The sequence below is a fragment of the Streptomyces millisiae genome (genome assembly GCF_031845425.1).
GTDB classification, from domain to species: Bacteria; Actinomycetota; Actinomycetes; order Streptomycetales; family Streptomycetaceae; genus Streptomyces; species Streptomyces millisiae.
The window spans coordinates 101,933-117,926 of the sequence record NZ_JAVREM010000004.1; the positions used below are offsets into that span (position 1 = coordinate 101,933).

14 protein-coding genes are annotated in these 15,994 nt (G+C 72.4%); 4 read left to right on the top strand and 10 right to left on the bottom strand.

The window, feature by feature from the left end:
- Positions 1-11: 11 nt before the first annotated feature.
- Positions 12-698 carry an NUDIX hydrolase gene (locus RNC47_RS06310; RefSeq protein WP_311596282.1) on the bottom strand — a complete coding sequence of 229 codons (687 nt, stop codon included), beginning with the start codon at positions 696-698 and terminating at the stop codon, positions 12-14.
- A 69-nt stretch (positions 699-767) separates the two neighbouring features.
- Complete coding sequence (gene nth / locus RNC47_RS06315) at positions 768-1,616, bottom strand: endonuclease III (protein ID WP_311596284.1); 849 nt, start codon at positions 1,614-1,616, stop codon at positions 768-770.
- Between the two features lie 287 nt (positions 1,617-1,903).
- Here nth and RNC47_RS06320 point away from each other — a divergent pair, with 287 nt between their 5' ends.
- Positions 1,904-2,578, top strand: coding sequence for a Crp/Fnr family transcriptional regulator (locus tag RNC47_RS06320; RefSeq protein ID WP_132933688.1), 675 nt, complete (start codon positions 1,904-1,906; stop codon positions 2,576-2,578).
- A 26-nt stretch (positions 2,579-2,604) separates the two neighbouring features.
- On the opposite strand, the gene RNC47_RS06325 is transcribed toward RNC47_RS06320, so the two are convergent.
- The 4 genes from RNC47_RS06325 to RNC47_RS06340 form a co-directional block, all read right to left on the bottom strand.
- Positions 2,605-3,438: an MBL fold metallo-hydrolase gene (locus RNC47_RS06325; protein ID WP_311596288.1), complete on the bottom strand. Its 834-nt coding sequence runs from the start codon at positions 3,436-3,438 to the stop codon at positions 2,605-2,607.
- The gene (locus tag RNC47_RS06330; protein ID WP_311596290.1) at positions 3,435-4,292 is read right to left on the bottom strand and encodes an NUDIX hydrolase; all 858 of its coding nucleotides are present in this window, start codon (positions 4,290-4,292) and stop codon (positions 3,435-3,437) included. Before RNC47_RS06330 ends, RNC47_RS06325 begins: the two co-directional genes overlap by 4 nt.
- A 559-nt stretch (positions 4,293-4,851) precedes the next feature.
- The gene (locus RNC47_RS06335; protein ID WP_311596292.1) at positions 4,852-6,048 is read right to left on the bottom strand and encodes a M20 family metallopeptidase; all 1,197 of its coding nucleotides are present in this window, start codon (positions 6,046-6,048) and stop codon (positions 4,852-4,854) included.
- Positions 6,049-6,105: 57 nt separating this feature from the next.
- Entirely contained in the window at positions 6,106-7,674 is a 1,569-nt protein-coding gene (locus RNC47_RS06340) for an AbgT family transporter (RefSeq protein WP_311596293.1), read from the bottom strand.
- Positions 7,675-7,863: 189 nt separating this feature from the next.
- Here RNC47_RS06340 and RNC47_RS06345 point away from each other — a divergent pair, with 189 nt between their 5' ends.
- Positions 7,864-8,961 carry an Lrp/AsnC family transcriptional regulator gene (locus tag RNC47_RS06345; RefSeq protein ID WP_311596295.1) on the top strand — a complete coding sequence of 366 codons (1,098 nt, stop codon included), beginning with the start codon at positions 7,864-7,866 and terminating at the stop codon, positions 8,959-8,961.
- 230 nt (positions 8,962-9,191) lie between these two features.
- Here the strand turns inward: RNC47_RS06345 and RNC47_RS06350 are convergent, their stop codons facing one another.
- The gene (locus tag RNC47_RS06350) at positions 9,192-9,782 is read right to left on the bottom strand and encodes a TetR/AcrR family transcriptional regulator (protein ID WP_394814724.1); all 591 of its coding nucleotides are present in this window, start codon (positions 9,780-9,782) and stop codon (positions 9,192-9,194) included.
- Positions 9,783-9,893: 111 nt separating this feature from the next.
- Here RNC47_RS06350 and RNC47_RS06355 point away from each other — a divergent pair, with 111 nt between their 5' ends.
- Positions 9,894-10,322: a DoxX family protein gene (locus RNC47_RS06355; RefSeq protein WP_311596299.1), complete on the top strand. Its 429-nt coding sequence runs from the start codon at positions 9,894-9,896 to the stop codon at positions 10,320-10,322.
- A 10-nt stretch (positions 10,323-10,332) separates the two neighbouring features.
- Here RNC47_RS06355 and RNC47_RS06360 read toward each other — a convergent pair whose 3' ends face one another.
- Together RNC47_RS06360 and RNC47_RS06365 are read right to left on the bottom strand one after the other, a co-directional pair.
- On the bottom strand, positions 10,333-12,279 hold the full coding sequence (locus RNC47_RS06360; protein WP_311596300.1) for an ABC transporter ATP-binding protein: 1,947 nt from the start codon (positions 12,277-12,279) through the stop codon (positions 10,333-10,335).
- A 191-nt stretch (positions 12,280-12,470) separates the two neighbouring features.
- Positions 12,471-12,647 carry a hypothetical protein gene (locus RNC47_RS06365; protein ID WP_311596302.1) on the bottom strand — a complete coding sequence of 59 codons (177 nt, stop codon included), beginning with the start codon at positions 12,645-12,647 and terminating at the stop codon, positions 12,471-12,473.
- 212 nt (positions 12,648-12,859) lie between these two features.
- Between RNC47_RS06365 and RNC47_RS06370 the strand changes: the two genes are divergently transcribed.
- The gene (locus RNC47_RS06370) at positions 12,860-14,707 is read left to right on the top strand and encodes a DUF742 domain-containing protein (protein ID WP_311596304.1); all 1,848 of its coding nucleotides are present in this window, start codon (positions 12,860-12,862) and stop codon (positions 14,705-14,707) included.
- Positions 14,708-15,063: 356 nt separating this feature from the next.
- On the opposite strand, the gene RNC47_RS06375 is transcribed toward RNC47_RS06370, so the two are convergent.
- On the bottom strand, positions 15,064-15,927 hold the full coding sequence (locus RNC47_RS06375; RefSeq protein WP_311596306.1) for a GIY-YIG nuclease family protein: 864 nt from the start codon (positions 15,925-15,927) through the stop codon (positions 15,064-15,066).
- Between the last annotated feature and the right edge of the window lie 67 nt (positions 15,928-15,994).

Below are 15,994 nucleotides of genomic sequence, written 5' to 3' on the forward strand. Positions count from 1 at the left end.
CGGATACCGTCTCACGCGCCGTGGTCGAGTGGGATCTCCCGCCGGTGGTCCCACGGCTCCTCCCACCCCGCGTAGTAGAGGATCCGGTCGATGAGGCCGGCCGTGAAGCCCCAGACCAGGGTGTCGGCGACGAGGAAGCACGGGCCGCGGTAGCCGCTGGGGTGCAGGGCGGTGCCGCGGCTGGCGGCGGCGGCGAGCTCGGCGAGCGGCACGGTGAAGACGCGGGCCGTCTCGGCCGGGTCCACGGGCGCCACCGGGGTCGGCTCGTGCCACCAGCCGAGCACCGGCGAGACGACGAAGCCGCTGACCGGGATGTAGAGCCGGGGCAGGGTGGCGAAGATCCGCACCCCGGCCGGGTCGAGGCCGGTCTCCTCGGCTGCCTCGCGCAGCGCGGCCCGCAGCGGGCCCTCGCCCTCCGGGTCGCCGTCGCCCGGGTCGAGCGCGCCGCCGGGGAACGAGGACTGGCCGGCGTGCGCCCGCAGGCTGGTGGCCCGCTGGAGCAGCAGCAGCTCGGGGCCGCTCGGCCCCTCGCCGAACAGCACGAGCACCGCCGACTGCCGGCCGCCCTCGGGCGGCGGGAGGAAGCGGCTGAGCTGCCGGGGGGTGATGGTGTGGGCGGCGCGCGCCAGGGGCCGCAGCCACTCGGGCAGCGCGTCGGGACCGACCCGGTGGATGTCGACGTGGTGCGCACTGGTCATGGGCTTCCTCGGGGTCGGTCCTGCGGTGGCGGGCCGGGCGGGGGCCCGGCCGGTGGGGAGCCCCGCGGCTCAGGGACCCGCGGCCGGTGCCGGCTTGCCCGGGTAGTCGGCCGGGGGCTTGAGCCGCTGGCCCGGCTGGCCGCCCAGCTCGTACTTGAGGAGCTTCCTCGCCTTCTCCGGGTCCGTCTCGCCCTCGCCGTACGAGGGGCACAGATGCGCGACGGGGCAGGCGCCACAGGCGGGCTTACGGCTGTGGCAGATGCGGCGCCCGTGGAATATGACCCGGTGCGACAGCATCGTCCACTCCTTCTTGGGGAAGATCTCGGCGACCGCGGCCTCGATCTTCTCCGGCTCCGACTCCTCCGTCCACCGCCAGCGGCGGACCAGGCGCTGGAAGTGGGTGTCGACGGTGATGCCGGGCTTGCCGAACGCGTTCCCCAGGACGACGTGGGCCGTCTTGCGGCCGACGCCGGGCAGCCGCACCAGGTCCTCGAGGCGCCCCGGCACCTCGCCGCCGAACTCGTCCCGCAGGGCGGCGGAGAGGCCGATCAGCGACTTGGTCTTGGCGCGGAAGAAGCCGGTGGGCCTGATGATCTCCTCGACCACCGCCGGATCGGCCGCCGCCAGGTCCTCGGGGGTCGGGTAGGCGGCGAAGAGCCGGGGTGTCGTCTGGTTGACCCGGAGGTCGGTGGTCTGGGCCGAGAGGACGGTGGCGACCAGCAGCTGGTACGGGTTCTCGAAGTCGAGCTCGGGATGGGCGTAGGAGAAGACGTCCGCCAGCACCCGGTTGATCTTTCTGGCTCTGCGCACCATGGCGACCCGGCTCTCCGGCCGCCCGGCACCCACCGAACGGGCGGCACCGGCTCGCCCGCGCGGAGCAGTGCGTTCGCCAACAGCGGAATCCTGGCTCGCGTTCACCCGCCCGGCTCCTCCTCGTGGTTCCCCGCCGTGGTTCCCCACGGCCTCGTCTCTCCGCCACGACCGGGCGATCTCCCGGCCGTTGGCCACCCGGCCAGCGTAAACGGCGGCACCGACATTCGCCCGGGCCTCCACGGAATCGCGGCCCGAACGGGCCCCTGGCGTAGGAGCGAGGGTTCCGGTAGGTCAGACTTGTGACTGATAGCACTGCCGGAGCGTCCGGCATGATGAGGGGCGTGACCGCGCCCCACCGCCCGGCGCACCCCGGCCGATAAGGAGAGGCACTCGTGGACGACGTTCTGCGGCGCGCCCCGCTCTTCGCGGCGCTCGATGACGAGCAGGCCGCTGAGCTGCGCGCTTCCATGACCGAGGTGACGCTCGCCCGCGGCGACACCCTCTTCCACGAGGGGGACCCGGGTGACCGCCTCTACGTGGTCACCGACGGCAAGGTCAAGCTGCACCGCACCTCACCCGACGGCCGGGAGAACATGCTGGCCGTGCTGGGCCCCGGTGAGCTGATCGGCGAGCTCTCCCTGTTCGACCCGGGCCCGCGCACCGCCACCGCCACCGCCGTCACCGAGGTCCGGCTGCTCGGCCTCGGCCACAGCGACCTCCAGCCCTGGCTGAGCGCCCGCCCCGAGGTCGCGGCCGCGCTGCTGCGGGCCGTGGCCCGCCGGCTGCGCAGGACCAACGACCAGATGTCCGACCTGGTCTTCTCCGACGTGCCAGGGCGGGTGGCGCGCGCGCTCCTCGACCTGTCGCGCCGCTTCGGCGTGCAGTCGGAGGAGGGCATCCACGTGGTGCACGACCTCACCCAGGAGGAGCTGGCCCAGCTGGTGGGCGCCTCCCGCGAGACGGTGAACAAGGCGCTGGCCGACTTCGCGGCCCGTGGCTGGCTGCGTCTCGAGGCGCGCGCCGTGATCCTGCTGGACATCGAGCGGCTGGCGCGCCGCTCGCGGTAGACCGCCACCTCGCCCCCTCCGGGGGGTCAGACGACGAGGCCGTGCTCGCGCAGGTACTCCAGCTGCGCGAGCACGGACAGCTCGGCCGCCGGCCACACCGAGCGGTCCACGTCCGCGTAGACGTGCGCCACGATCTCGGCCGCGGTGCGGTGGCCGGCCTCGTAGGCCGTCTCCACCTCGGCGAGCCGCTTGGCGCGGTGCACCAGGTAGTAGTCGATCACCCCGACCGGGTCGCGCAGCACCGGGCCGTGCCCCGGCAGCACGGTCCCGAGCCCCTCGCGCTCGCTGAACTCGCGCAGCCGGCGCAGCGAGTCCAGGTACTCGCCGAGCCTGCCGTCCGGGTGGGCGATGATCGTGGTGCCGCGGCCGAGCACCGTGTCCCCGGTGAGCAGCGCCCCGTCGGCCGGGATGTGGAACGAGAGCGAGTCGGCGGTGTGCCCGGGGGTGCCGACCACCTCGATCTCCAGGCCGGCCACCCGGATCACGTCGCCGCCGGCCAGCCCCTCGTCGCCGAGCCGCAGCCGCGGGTCGAGCGCCCGCACCGGGCTGCCGGTCAGCTGGGCGAACCTGGGCGCGCCCCCGGTGTGGTCCGCGTGGCCGTGCGTCAGCAGCGTCATCGCCACCCGCCGACCGGCCGCGGCCACCGTGTCGGCGACGCGCCGCAGGTGCGTCTCGTCGGCCGGGCCCGGGTCGACCACCACGGCCTCGGCGGAGCCCGGCTCGGCCAGGATCCAGGTGTTGGTGCCCTCCAGCGTCATGGGCGACGGGTTGGGCGCCAGCAGGCAGACGGACCGCTCGGTGGTGGGCCCGTCGAGCACCGCGTCGGCCGGCCGGCCCGGCAGTGCGGACGCGTCGGTCATGTCGTGCGCTCCCCACTCTCCTCGCCGCCCGCCTCCGGTTCCCTGGGCAGCCGCTTCTCGAACTCCTCATACCCGGGCCAGCTCAACACCACCTCGTCGCCGACCAGGCTGGCGCGCGCCAGCACCGGCTCCGGCTCGCCGCCGGCGGCGGCCGCCGCGGCGAGCGCGGCGGCGACGGTCCGGTGCGGCAGCAGGCGCCGCAGGGTGGCCACGGTGGGCGGCATCATCAGCAGCTCGCGCCGCTCGTAACGGGCTATCGCCTCGGCCGGCGACAGCCAGCCGGTGTGGTCCGCCTCGGTCGAGGCGTTGCGGGCGCGCTGGCCGGGCGGGAGCGCGGCGAGGAAGAACCAGGTGTCGTAGCGGCGCGCCTCGAACTCCGGCGTGATCCAGCGCGCCCACGCCCCCAGCAGGTCGCCGCGCGCCACCAGGCCGCGCCGCGCCAGCAGCTCGCCGAACGGCGGCGGCGCCGCCGCGGCGACCGCCTCGGTGACCGCCGCACCGACGAGCCGGCCGGGCTCGGCGGCCGGCGCGGCGAGCAGCACGCCCGTCTCCTCGAACAGCTCGCGGACCGCCGTGTACCGCACGGACTCGTCGCCCGGCTCCATGGCGCCGCCGGGGAAGGCGTAGGCGCCGCCCGCGAACGCCATCGACAGCCGCCGGCGCAGCAGGAACACCTCGAGCCCGGCCGCGCCGTCCGCGCCGTCCACGCCGTCCACGCCGTCGCGCAACAGCAGCACGGTCGCCGCCACCCGCGGCACGACGGGCGTCAACTCGCCGCGCGCCAACGCCCGGATCCGCTCCGGCCACTCGGGCGGGAACCACTGCCCGCCGCCACCCGCACTCCCCAGACCCATGCCTGGATGCTACGGGCTCGGCCTGGCGGCCTGAGCGCCTCGAAGGTCCCGCGCCCGGCCGGGCCGAGGCCTGGTGGGTGCGCATCCGGAACCCATCGGGCCGGCGAACGAGCCACGACGCGCGCGCCGCGCGTCGGCGACCGGCGAGCCGGTGGCCGGCAGGGCCGGAAGGTACCTCACGCCCCATCGCCAACCGACGCACCGCGCCATTAGGCCGACACCCCTCCCCCCGTGCTCGCGACCGAGCCCACCCGGCGCACCGCGTCGGGGCGGCGACGGCCCGCGAGCCCGGTGGCCGGCAGGGCCGAAGGGCACCTCATGCCAGCCACCAACCGACGCTCCGCGGCGGGAGGCGTCGTGCTCGCCCTTCGACCGGTCGATCCACACCCCCCACGCTCCGCGCCGAGCCCCGCGGCTGGGCACGGGTGGTGCTCAGCCCACCCGGCGTCACCGGTGCCCGTCCCCGCCAGACGCTCGCGGCCGAGCCCGCCCGGCGAGGGCGACGCGGCCACGCCGGGCATCGCCCGGCGCGGCGCCCCGCGCCGGGCCTGCGCGGCTGTCAGGCCGTCGTGGCCAGCGAGCCTGCGGCCAGCCTCAGCAGCGTGCCGGCCGTCAGGGCCGTGCGGTCGGGGATGTCGGCGACCAGGACGTGTTCGTGGCGGGCGTGCGCGCCGTCGCCCGTGGCGCCCATGCCGCACAGGACGGGCCGGCCGAGCGCCGCGACGAAGTTGGCGTCGCTGCCGCCGCCGACGAACAGTTCGGCCAGCGGCTCGCGGATGGCGGTGGCGACCTCGTCGGCCAGCGCGAAGATCCGGCGGCCGGCCGGGCCCGGCAGCATCGGGGGGCGGTTCCAGCCGCCGTCCACGGTGACGGTGACCCGGGGGTCGGACGCGCCGAGCCCGGCCAGCACGCCGTCGATCCGCGCGCTCTCCTCCGCGCTGCCCACCCGCACGTCCACCAGGCAGTCCGCCCGGCCGGCGATCACGTTGCGCGCCGTGCCGCCGCTGATCCGGCCGACGTTGACCGTCGTGCCCCGGTCCAGGTCGGCCGCCGCGACCAGGTGTTGGATCACCTCGGCCATGCCGTGGACCGCGCTCGCGCCCTTCGTCGGGTCGAGGCCGGCGTGTGCCTCGACCCCGGTGGTGGTGAGGTTGAAGATGCCGACGCCCTTGCGCCCGACCTTGATGCCCCACTCGCCGCCCGGCTCGAGCACCAGCGTGGCCAGGGCCCCGTCCGTCGCGCGCTCGATGTACGGCCGGGAGACGACGCTGCCGGTCTCCTCGTCGCCGTTGAACACGAAACGCACGGTGGGGCACGGCAGTCCGAGCCCGCGCAGCTCCCGCAGTGCCCGCAACGCCCAGATGCCCTGCACCACGCCGGCCTTCATGTCGAACACGCCGGGGCCCGAGGCCCGCCCGTCGACCACGGTGAACGGCCAGTCGGCCGCCGTGCCGGCCGGCCAGACCGTGTCGTAGTGGCCGACGACCGTCACCAGTCCGGCGCCCGGGTCGCCCGCGTACTCGGCCTCCAGCACGTCGCCGAGTTCGGGCTCGCGGTGGCGGACGAGGCGGTCGGGCCGGCCGAGCCGCTCGTCGAGCAGTTCGGTGATCAGGTCGGCGGCGGCGTCGAGGAGCGCCTTGTCCTCGCTCGGGGACTCCTGCTCGACGAGGCGCCGCAGGTCGGTGAGGTGGTCGTCGAGCCGCCCGGGCTCGCGGCACCAGTCGGCAAGACGTGACAGGTCGGGTGGTGCGGACATGGTCTTTCGGTTCTCCGGTGGATCGTGGCGTGCGGGTTGTTCGGTACGGACGGGAGGTCAGGGGGTCGGCGCGCCCGGGCCGAACGGGATGCCGAGCGCGTACCAGCCGAGGAAGAGCGCCGTCCACACGGCGAGCATCGAGATCGACACCGGCAGCGTCAGCGACATGAGCGTGCCGATGCCGGCGCTCGGCCGGTAGCGGCGGACGAAGCCGAGGCAGAGGACGAAGTAGGGGCTCATCGGCGTGATGGCGTTGGTGCAGGAGTCGGCGATCCGGAACAGCGCCCAGGTCGTCTCGGGCGCGACGTCGAGCAGCATCAGCATCGGCACGAACACCGGGCCGATCAGCGCCCACATCGCGGATCCGCTGGTGAGGACCAGGTTCATCAGGCTGACCACGAGGATGACGCCGACGAAGATCAGGGTGAGCGGCACGCCCGAGGAGTCGAGCAGCCGGGCGCCGCTGATGGCCATGACCTCGCCGATGCCGGTCCACCTGAAGTAGGCGAGGAACTGCGAGATCGCGAAGAACAGCACCAGGATCGGGGCGAGTTCGCGCAGCCCCTGGGCCATCAGGTCGGGGATGTCCCTGGCCTCGCGGACCGCGCCGACCGCCCGCCCGTAGGCGACACCGGTGGCGAAGAAGAGCAGCGAGAGGAAGACGGCGACGTTGTGCACCAGTGGCGAGTCGATGACGGCGCCGTGCTCGCCGCGCAGCGGTGAGCCGGTCGGCAGCGCGGCGGCCGCGATGGCGGCGACCAGCACCAGCGCCGTGTAGCCGGCGTGGCGCAGCCCGCGGCGTTCGTCGGCGCTCAGCGACAGGTCGGGCAGTGCGTCATCGTCGCCGGTCGGGTCGCCGGTGCCTTCGGTGTCGTCCGCGGCCATCTGGGCGACGCGGCGGCTGAGCAGCGTCTCGGCTATGACCGTGACGACCAGGGCCAGCACGACCGAGGAGGCGAGCGAGAAGAAGTAGTTGGCGACCGGGGTGACCGCGTACCCCGGGTCGATGGTGTGGGCCGCCGCCGTGGTGAGCGCGGCGAGCGTGGCGTCGGACGGGGTGACCAGCGGGCTGGCCGCGTGGCCGCCGGAGACCGAGACGAACGCGACCACGGCGCCGAGCACCGGGCTGCGCCCGATGGAGCGGTAGGCGATGGCGCCCAGCGGGATCATGACCACGAACGCCGCGTCGGAGGCGATGTGGGCGAGCATGCCGGTGAAGGCGATCATGAAGGTGACGGCCCTGACCGGCACCCGGGCCAGCGCGGCCCGCAGCATGGCGGTGAGCAGCCCGGCCTTGTCGGCGACCGAGACGCCGAGCATCACGACGAGGACGACGCCGAGCGGCGGGAAGGCCGCGTAGTTCTCGATCAGCCCGTCGAGCATCATCGTGATGCCGTCGTCCGACATCAGGCTCTTGACGGCGACGGTCGCGCCGTCCGTCGGCGACTCGGCGGACACGCCGGCGGCGTTGAGCGCCCAGCTCAGGACGAGCAGCACGCCGCTGAGTATCACGAAGAGCCAGAAGGGATGGGGCAGTCTGTTGCCCGCCCGCTCGATGACGCCGAGCACGCGCAGGGTGACGGCCATCGAGCCGGTGGGGCGGTCCCCCGCTGTCCTGGTCTCCATAACCGGAACCTCTCTCGTCCGATGTTCAACCACCCAGCCGCACGCTTGGCGCACCAGATGGCGTATTGCGCCAACATAAGACGCCACCGTGAATGAATGTGTCAATGGCTAGACACTTCGCGGCTGTTTCGCCCGCGTAACTTCCTGGCGATGGACGAGCCCCCTCCCCCGCCGACTAGGATCGACGCCATGCCAACGGCCACCGTCACCACCCGGCGGTCATCGAAGCGCCCGGAGGAACGGCTGCTCGACGACGTCGACCTCGATCTGGTCGCGGCGCTCCAGATCGCGCCCCGCACCCCGGTCAACGCGCTCGCCGAGGTGCTGGACAGCTCGGCCAGCACCATCGCGCGCCGCCTCGGCAGGCTGCGCTCCGAGCGGCTGCTGCGCGTCGTCGGCCGCCTCGACTGGCCGCTGATCACCACGGAGAACCCGCGCCAGGTGTGGATCAACTGTGTGCCGGGGCGGTCGGCCGAGGTGGCGGGCCGCATCCTCGAACTGGCCGAGGTGCAGACGCTGTTGCTGACCACGGGCAAGGCCGACATCTACTGCACGGTCTACCCGCTGCTCGGCACCGACATCTTCGACCTGCTGACCAACCGGCTGCCCGGCATCCCCGGCATCGTCTCCACCGAGTCCCAACTGGTGCTGCGCGCCCACACCATGGGCCAGAGCTGGCGGCTGCACCGGCTCGGCGCCGAGCAGACCGAGCGGCTGCGCGAGCACGCCATCCAGGTCACGGGCGAGCGGCTGACCTCGCCCGAGCAGCTGTCGGACCTCGAGCGCAGCGCGCTGGAGCTGATGGCGGCCAACGGCCGGATCACCGCCGCCGACATCGCCCGCGAGCTGGGCGTCAGCCGCTCCACCGCCTACCGCACCTCACAGCACCTGCTGGAGTGCGGCGCGCTGTGGCCACGGGTGGAGATCGAGCCGACGCTGCTCGGCTACCCGCTCAACGCCCTGGTGTCGCTGACCGCGCAGCCGCAGGCCATCCCCGAGCTCCTCGACACCCTCGGCGGCCACCCGTCGGCCCGCTATGTCTCGATGGTGGCCGGCTCCTCCTCGGTGATCCACTACGGCGTCTACCGGGACGAGGAGGACCTGGCGCGCTTCATCACCCACGACCTCGGGGCCTTCCCCGGCGTCACCGGCGTCGACACGTGCGTCGGCGTCCGGGTGCTGCGCCGGCACTGGACGGCGCGGGACGGGGTGCGGCTCGGCCCGCGCCTGGACGGCTTCCTGCGGCGGGGCGCGCACGACACGACAGAGCCCGGCAACGGTCGCTGACCGCCTCCGGGCAGAAGAAAGACCTGCGAGGTGGGCTCCCTGCGCCGGCATGACCCGGATCAGGTGGTGGAGGTCGCCGTTGGTCCGTCTGCTCGACCTTCGGCCTCTCAGCCCGACCTTCGAATCTCGGTCCGATCTGGTCTCTAGCCAGTCTTCCGAGTGATCTCCGGTTCGGACTCCCTCGCTCGCCCCACAGGCACTTTCTACGATAAAACGACCCATACCCCCCGTCAAGCGGCTGGCTCGCCGGGGCCCCCGCGGAACATCGCCCGGAACACCCGCCGCGCCACGGCCTCCGGATCCTGTCCCGGGTCGCGGGCCTCGGGCAGCGCGCCGTCCAGCCAGAGGCCGGCGAAGCCGTGCGCGGCCGACCAGGCGGCCAGGGTGACCGCCCGGTCCCCCGCCGGCTCTGCCGAGAGGCGCCGCGCGCCGGCGGCCAGCACGGCGCCCGCGCGGTCGCGCGCCGCGACCAGCGCCGGATCGTCCGGCCGGTAGAGCTCGGGGCGGAACATCACCGCGAAGTGCGCCCGGTGGCGCACGGCGAAACGCACATAGGCGACCCCGACCTCCTGGAAGTCCCCCTCGGCCGCGCACGCCTCCAGGGCCGCCGCGAACAGCTCGTACCCCTCGGCGGCCACGGCCGTCAGCAGTCCGGCCTTGTCCCCGAAGTGGTGCACGGGCGCGGCGTGCGAGACCCCGGCGCGGCGCGCCAGCGCGCGCAGGCTCCAGCCGGTGGGCCCGGACTCGTCGATCGCCTCCAGCGCCGCGTCGATCACGGCCCGGCGCAGGTTTCCGTGGTGGTAGCCGCTCGCCTGACTGATCTGCCGACTGATGTGCCCCACGCTCCCTTCCTCTCCCGACACCCGGTCTTTCCACTGACAAGTTATAGTCGACGCCAGGAACTTTCCAATGACAAGATTGGGGTGGGTCAGATGGCTCCGTTCGTCTTCCTGGTCGGCGGGTTCGCCGTCCTCCGGCTCCTCGGCCTGGTCGGCGTCGACGCGCTCGACGCCTGGCAGCCGGCGCTGCGTGGCGGCCTCGCGCTGATGTTCCTGGCCACCGGCCTGGCCCACTTCGTCCGGCCGAAGCGCGACGAGCTGATCGCGATGGTCCCGCCGGCCCTCCCCCGGCCCCGGCTGCTGGTCGACCTCACCGGCGTGCTGGAGCTGGTCGGCGCCGCCGGCCTGCTGATCCCGCCGGTGGCGCCGTACGCCGCCCTCGCCCTCGCGCTGCTGATGCTCGCCATGACCCCGGCGAACGTCTCGGCCGCGCGCCGCCGCCTCCCTGGCGTGACCCCGCTGCCCACCCGCATGGCGCTCCAGGTGGTCTTCGTCGGCGCCGCTGTCGCCGCGGCCCTGTGACGCCGGCCCCTCAGGCCGCCCCGCTCCTGGCGAACTGCGCGGCCTGGATGCCGTACATCTCCGCGTACCTGCCGCCGCCCCGCAACAGCTCGTCCGGCGTGCCGGACTCCACAAGCCGCCCGCCGTGCAGCACGTGCACCAGGTCCGCGTCCCGCACCGAGGCCATCCGGTGGGTGATCAGCACCACCGTCCGACCGGCGTCGGCCAGGGCCCGGATCCGGTCGAAGACCTCCTGCTCGGCCCGCGCGTCCAGGGCCGCCGTCGGCTCGTCGACGATCAGGATCGGCGCGTCCCGGTAGGCGGCCCTGGCGATCCCCAGCTTCTGCCACTGGCCGCCGGAGAGCTGGTGACCGCGCTGGAAGACCCGGGACAGCAACGTCCCCCAGCCGTGCGGCAGCCCCGCCACCACGTCACCCGCGCCGGCCTGGGCCGCCGCCGCCTCAAGCCGCTCCTCGCTGATCGGCACCGCCGTCCGCCCCACCGCCACGTTGACCCGCGCGGTGAACGGCCACCGGTAGAAGTCCTGCCCGACGACGGCGAACCGCGAGAAGAGATCCTGCCGATCGGCCGCCGCGATGTCCTGGCCACCGAACCGGATCCGGCCCGCCTGCGGCCGGTACAACCCGCACAGCAGCTTGATCAGCGTGGACTTGCCCGACCCGTTCTCCCCCACCAGCGCCGTGACCCGCCCCACCGGGATCGTCAACGACACCCCGCGCAAGGCCGGCGGCCCCTCCGTGCCGGGGAAGGCGAACGTCACGCCCTCCACCTCGATGGACTCCGGCCGCTCCGGCAACGGCGCCCCGCCCACCGGGATCTCCCGGCCGGTGGACTGCTCGACGATCTGGTGCAGGTCGGTCACGAACAGGCTGTCCTCGTGCATGGAGTTGACCTGCGCGATCAGGTTGTCCAACGACGAGGAGCCGGTGCGGATCGCCACCACCGCCGCCCCGGCCGCCGCGACCTCCATCGCCCCGGACCACAGCAGCCCGCCGAGCACCAGGTACGTCGCCAGCGCCGTGGCCCCCGTCAGCGCCGACGCGACGAGCCGGGTGCCGGCCGCCTCCCGCGCCAACCGCGCCTGCTCGCCCTCGTACGACTGCGACATCGCCCGGAAGTGCCGCAGCAGAAAGGGACCCACCCCGTGCACCCGCACCTCGGCCGCCGCGTCCGCCTCGATGATCAGCCGGGACAGCGTGTTCGCCGCCCGCGAGTGCTGCACCCACTCCTGGTACGACTGGTAACGGCGACGCGCGATGGTCAGCGCCGACCAGGCACTCGGCATCGTCATCAGCAACAGCATCGGCATCAACACCGGATGCAGCACCGCCAGCACGCCGGCCGCCGCCGCCAGCGACAGCAGCGCCGAGATCACCCGCGTCCCGTGCCCGATCATCCGCCGCGCCGACGACGCCCCGAACTGCGCCGACTCCAGCAGCTTGTGGAACGCGTGGTCCTCGATCGCCTGGAGCTCGACCCCCAACGCCCGCTCCAGATAACGCTCCTGCGCGTGCCGCTCCACCTTCGGCTGCAACGTGCCGTCCGCGTACGTCGACACGGCCCGCGCCACCGCGCCGACCGCCCCCACCACCGTCATCACCGCGATCGCCGGCATCGCGTCCCGCAACCCGTCGGTGACGTCCGCCGGCTCCAACAACGCCACCAGCACCGCCTGCACGCTCAGCAGCATCACCGCCTGCGCGACGCCCCGCGCCACCTCCGCCAACGCCACCGCCCGCGTCGCCCGCCGATCCGCCGCCCACGCGAGCCGCACGCTCATCGCCACCATCTGCGGCAGCCGCACCAGCGTGCGGCGCAACGTCAGCTCCAACACGGCGTCGTCATGCCGCGACCACCCCATGTCGTACCGCAACCGCCCACCGAACAACAGCCGTTCGGACTCGGTGACGAACTCCTCCCGGTCTCTCCCGGCTCCGACGCCACGGAGTCGCCCCATCCAGCCCCACCACCCGACGCGCGCCTTCTCCGCAGCGTTGGCGGAAGCTGAGGGGTTCACATCCATACGATCACGCCCTCCGCAAAGCGACAGCCGATACACGAGCACGCGTACCGTATCCATCTCATCACTTAGCGCAAGTGTCGAGCATCCCAATTTCGGGCCCCGGACGCCCCCGGACGAGCCACCGCTCAGCCTTCCTCCGAGTCAGCGGGCCGCACGACGCCCCGGCGAGCGCGATTGTGCCTGCGGCGAGCGAGCACGCTCGTGACCACCGCCACGATCGCCGTCGTCAGGAGCTGGGCCGGAAGTTGCGTCAACAGCCCTTCGACGAGCGTGTGGGCGATGTGATTCAGTAACGTGGGCATGCGAGCGTCTCCCGTGACTGGCCCGCGGCCTACGCCCGGGCGGGATGAGTACCACCTGGTTCAGCGAACAGGCAGCGCATCACACACTCCGTCTGCCGGCAGGGCCTGGTCCATTTATTCACCCCCCGACGCGTACAAGTCCGGACAAGTTCCTTTGTCCGCGGCGGAGACGGCGGGCATTCCGGAAAGCATGACCACAAGAGGAGAGGGCGTTGACCGAGGGCCGACGACGCACGCGCCCCTGGGGGCCGCTGCGCGGCACATCTGACGAGGACAACGAGCTGGCGAGGCACCTCCGGAGCTGGCTCGACCATGCGGACCTGGCCCTCAACGATCTGATGGGCGAGTTACGGCCGGAGCATTTCCGCGACGGCCGGGTTCCCGGCCGCACCACGGTCTCCGACCGCCTGGCCGGCGTCAGGCTGACATGGGACTTTGTCGAGGCGGTCGCCGACGTGTGCTCGCGAACCGAGGTCGAGCGCGCCCGACTGCTCTCAGAGGCCCGTGCATGCGGAAAGCGCCCTGCCGGAACCGAGCGAGGCGCCTCAGCGGGCGACACCGGGGCAACTCGCGATGTCGGCGGCCCCCGAGGCGCTGACGTCGCGGACTCGGCCGCCGAACTCGTGGCGGTTCAACGGCAGTCGCTTGCCCTCTCCGACAAGCTGGTCCGGGCCGTGGAGCGCGCGGTTGAACTTGAGCGAGCCCGCAGCGAAGCCAGTCAGATCGTATGGCTGCTGCTGGCGATGGTCGATGAGTTGCAACGCCGGGTGAGCTCGCTACAGGCCGAACGCGGGCGACTCCTCACGGCCGGGACGGGGAAGAACGAGCTCCGGCTACGTGAACGCCTGCGGCGCAGCGAGGACCAGCGACGTCAGGCCGAGTCGGAGCTACGCAGGGCCAGTGCCGAGCGCGACAGGGCCGATGAACTCGCCGAACGCGCGGCGGCCCAAGTCCGTGCGCTGACGGAGGAACTGGAATGTCTGCGCCGGAAGGCCGACCCTCACCAGGTTCCCGCCACACTACCCGGACCGCAGCACCCCGCCCGGGAGATCACGGACACTGCGGCGGACGACATCGACCGCGCGCTGGCGACGGCCGCTCGTCGTCTGGACGACGGGGAGGACCGACTCACCAGACTGGCCGACGAACTACGCGAGGACGCGGACGACTCGGATATCCCTGGTCAGGGACGCGAGTGGGCGGACATCCCCCCGGACAACCCACTGCCCGGACTCCACGCTCCGTCCACGGACATCCCTCGGCTCGTGCGCGATGCGCGGGCGGCGGAGCGGCACCACGAGGCCCACCGACTTCTCACGGGTGTTGGCCGCGATGATTCCCCACCCAAAGTGCTGGAGGTCGTGTCGGCACTCCGGGACGCGGGGCAGGAAGCCGATGCCTACCAGGTCCTGGCTGCTGTAGGCCGGGTGCGGGCCAGCGCCGACATTCCGTCCTTCCTACGTTCTGTGCGCCGGGCGAGCGACGCGGAGTGGGTGCTGGCGACAGCCGCTCGTGAACGAGGCCCAGACGCACTCACGGAGTTGGTGAAGGCCTTACGAGGTGATAACCAGCGACAGGCGGCTGACACGCTGAAGACCCTCCTCGTACAACGTCTTAGGACCCCCGTCCCGCAGAACCCCCGCGAGTGGACGAAGGCCGATCGCCACAACCCACGCTTTTCCCTCCGAGCTCGCGGGGAGGACGCCCCGGAGGGCAACCAAGCCTCGCTCGTCCGCCCCTACGCCCCTGCGGTCCCCAAACAGGTCACCCACCACCCTCCCTTGGATAACGCGGTCGTTGACACGACGCAAATCGGCGAACAAGCGTGGAACCTGCTGCCCGAGCAACAGCGCATATGTGATCTCTGTCGTCGGCCCACCTCGGTCGCGCACATCTCCATGCAGTTGTCCATCCCCCTGGGAGTGACCCGCCTCCTGGTCTCGGATCTCTGTGCCGCCGGGTTGGTCACGATTCGACAACCGGGCGACAGGGCTATGGGTACAGTAAGCGTTGCCTGGGAAGACGGTCCGTTCGGCCCGATGCCCAGCCCTTTTGGCTGACCGGAGTCGGCCCGGCTGAGGAGAGGCACGGCCGTGACCACCGATACGACGCCTGCCACCGCCGCGCCCCTTTTCCACCAACCACTGCCGGAGCGGCAGGCGAACACCACGGTCGTCACCCACTTCGGCTCGGACGCCCGCTTTCGTTGACCGCGCCCTCGTCGCCTCCGATCAAGCGCTCGTCCCGAACCCCACGCTTCGCGCCGATCACGAACCCGCCCCGGCAGCCGTCGAGGGTGCGCAGCGTCTCGGAGCCGAGCCCGCCGCTTTGGTCGACCATGGTGACGGCGCGACAGGTGGCAAGCCGGCGTGGCCTGGCGCGATGCCCTCGTCACGCGTTGTCCCAGTCCGGCTGTTCAGTCGTCCAGCGTCGGCGGATCGACTTCAGCGTTCCCTGGCGGCTCTGCCTCAGGCACAGCGCGAATGGGCTGGCCGCCGCGGTAGTACCGCCATGCGCTCCTGTAGGCCGTGGGGCTGTCGTCGTACATGATCACGTAGCCCATCAGGGCAGTGACCTGCCACTTGGCCGGTATCTCTGCGGAGACCAGCTGGAAGACCTCGTCGGCGGTCATCTCAGCCCTCGGCACGTGGACCCGTCGAGCCTTGAACTCCGCGGACTTCCCGTACCTGAAGTTGTACGGGAGACCGACCTTGATCGTTTCCAGGAGTTCCTGCAGCGTCGTCTCGCCGGCCCGCAGCCCCTCGACCGGCCGCTCCAGGTCAATGGGGAACATCACGTCGAAGTGATTCTCTTTCAGGACAGTGCTGTCCCGCTGGCGGCCGGGGTCCTTGTTGCCGAAGCCGTTGTTGTTCCAGGGGATGTCACCCATGCCCTTGTGGTGGCTGATAAGCAACTGTTCTGGGGCGAGGGCGGAGAAGTCCTCCGCCACGTACAGGCACGAGAAGGCCATCTCGGCCAGAGAGATGTTGCGGCGTCCCGAGATCTTGCGGAGGTGGTTGCGAAGGCGGGCGGGCAAGGATTTGTCGGCCTTGCCCACGTAGACGAACTCGCCGTTCAGGTACAGCTGGTAGACCCCAGGCTTCTCCTTGAGCCGCGCGATGCTCTCCTCGGCGAGCGGAGCCCTGTCCAGTTCGCCGAGCGCTGCGGCCAGTTGGTCGCCGAGCGCCTTGGTGATGCTCAGGGTGAAGTCCTTGTGGTACCGCGTCCCATCGTCGGAGCCCACCACCGGCGTCATCCGTCCCACTCCCTTGGTCGACATGATCTCGGAAACCCTAACGGCGACCTGTACACGCTGACGAACCTACAGCTCGAAGGGGTTTGCGGGT

Excerpts from the sequence above, each read along its gene's own strand:
- RNC47_RS06330 (WP_311596290.1), bottom strand. The coding sequence starts at position 4,292 with ATGGGTCTGGGGAGTGCGGGTGGCGGCGGGCAGTGGTTCCCGCCCGAG.
- RNC47_RS06375 (WP_311596306.1), bottom strand. The coding sequence starts at position 15,927 with ATGTCGACCAAGGGAGTGGGACGGATGACGCCGGTGGTGGGCTCCGAC.
- RNC47_RS06360 (WP_311596300.1), bottom strand. The coding sequence starts at position 12,279 with ATGGGGCGACTCCGTGGCGTCGGAGCCGGGAGAGACCGGGAGGAGTTC.
- RNC47_RS06345 (WP_311596295.1), top strand. The coding sequence starts at position 7,864 with ATGCCAACGGCCACCGTCACCACCCGGCGGTCATCGAAGCGCCCGGAG.
- RNC47_RS06365 (WP_311596302.1), bottom strand. The coding sequence starts at position 12,647 with ATGCCCACGTTACTGAATCACATCGCCCACACGCTCGTCGAAGGGCTG.
- RNC47_RS06310 (WP_311596282.1), bottom strand. The coding sequence starts at position 698 with ATGACCAGTGCGCACCACGTCGACATCCACCGGGTCGGTCCCGACGCG.
- RNC47_RS06335 (WP_311596292.1), bottom strand. The coding sequence starts at position 6,048 with ATGTCCGCACCACCCGACCTGTCACGTCTTGCCGACTGGTGCCGCGAG.
- RNC47_RS06340 (WP_311596293.1), bottom strand. The coding sequence starts at position 7,674 with ATGGAGACCAGGACAGCGGGGGACCGCCCCACCGGCTCGATGGCCGTC.
- RNC47_RS06325 (WP_311596288.1), bottom strand. The coding sequence starts at position 3,438 with ATGACCGACGCGTCCGCACTGCCGGGCCGGCCGGCCGACGCGGTGCTC.
- RNC47_RS06355 (WP_311596299.1), top strand. The coding sequence starts at position 9,894 with ATGGCTCCGTTCGTCTTCCTGGTCGGCGGGTTCGCCGTCCTCCGGCTC.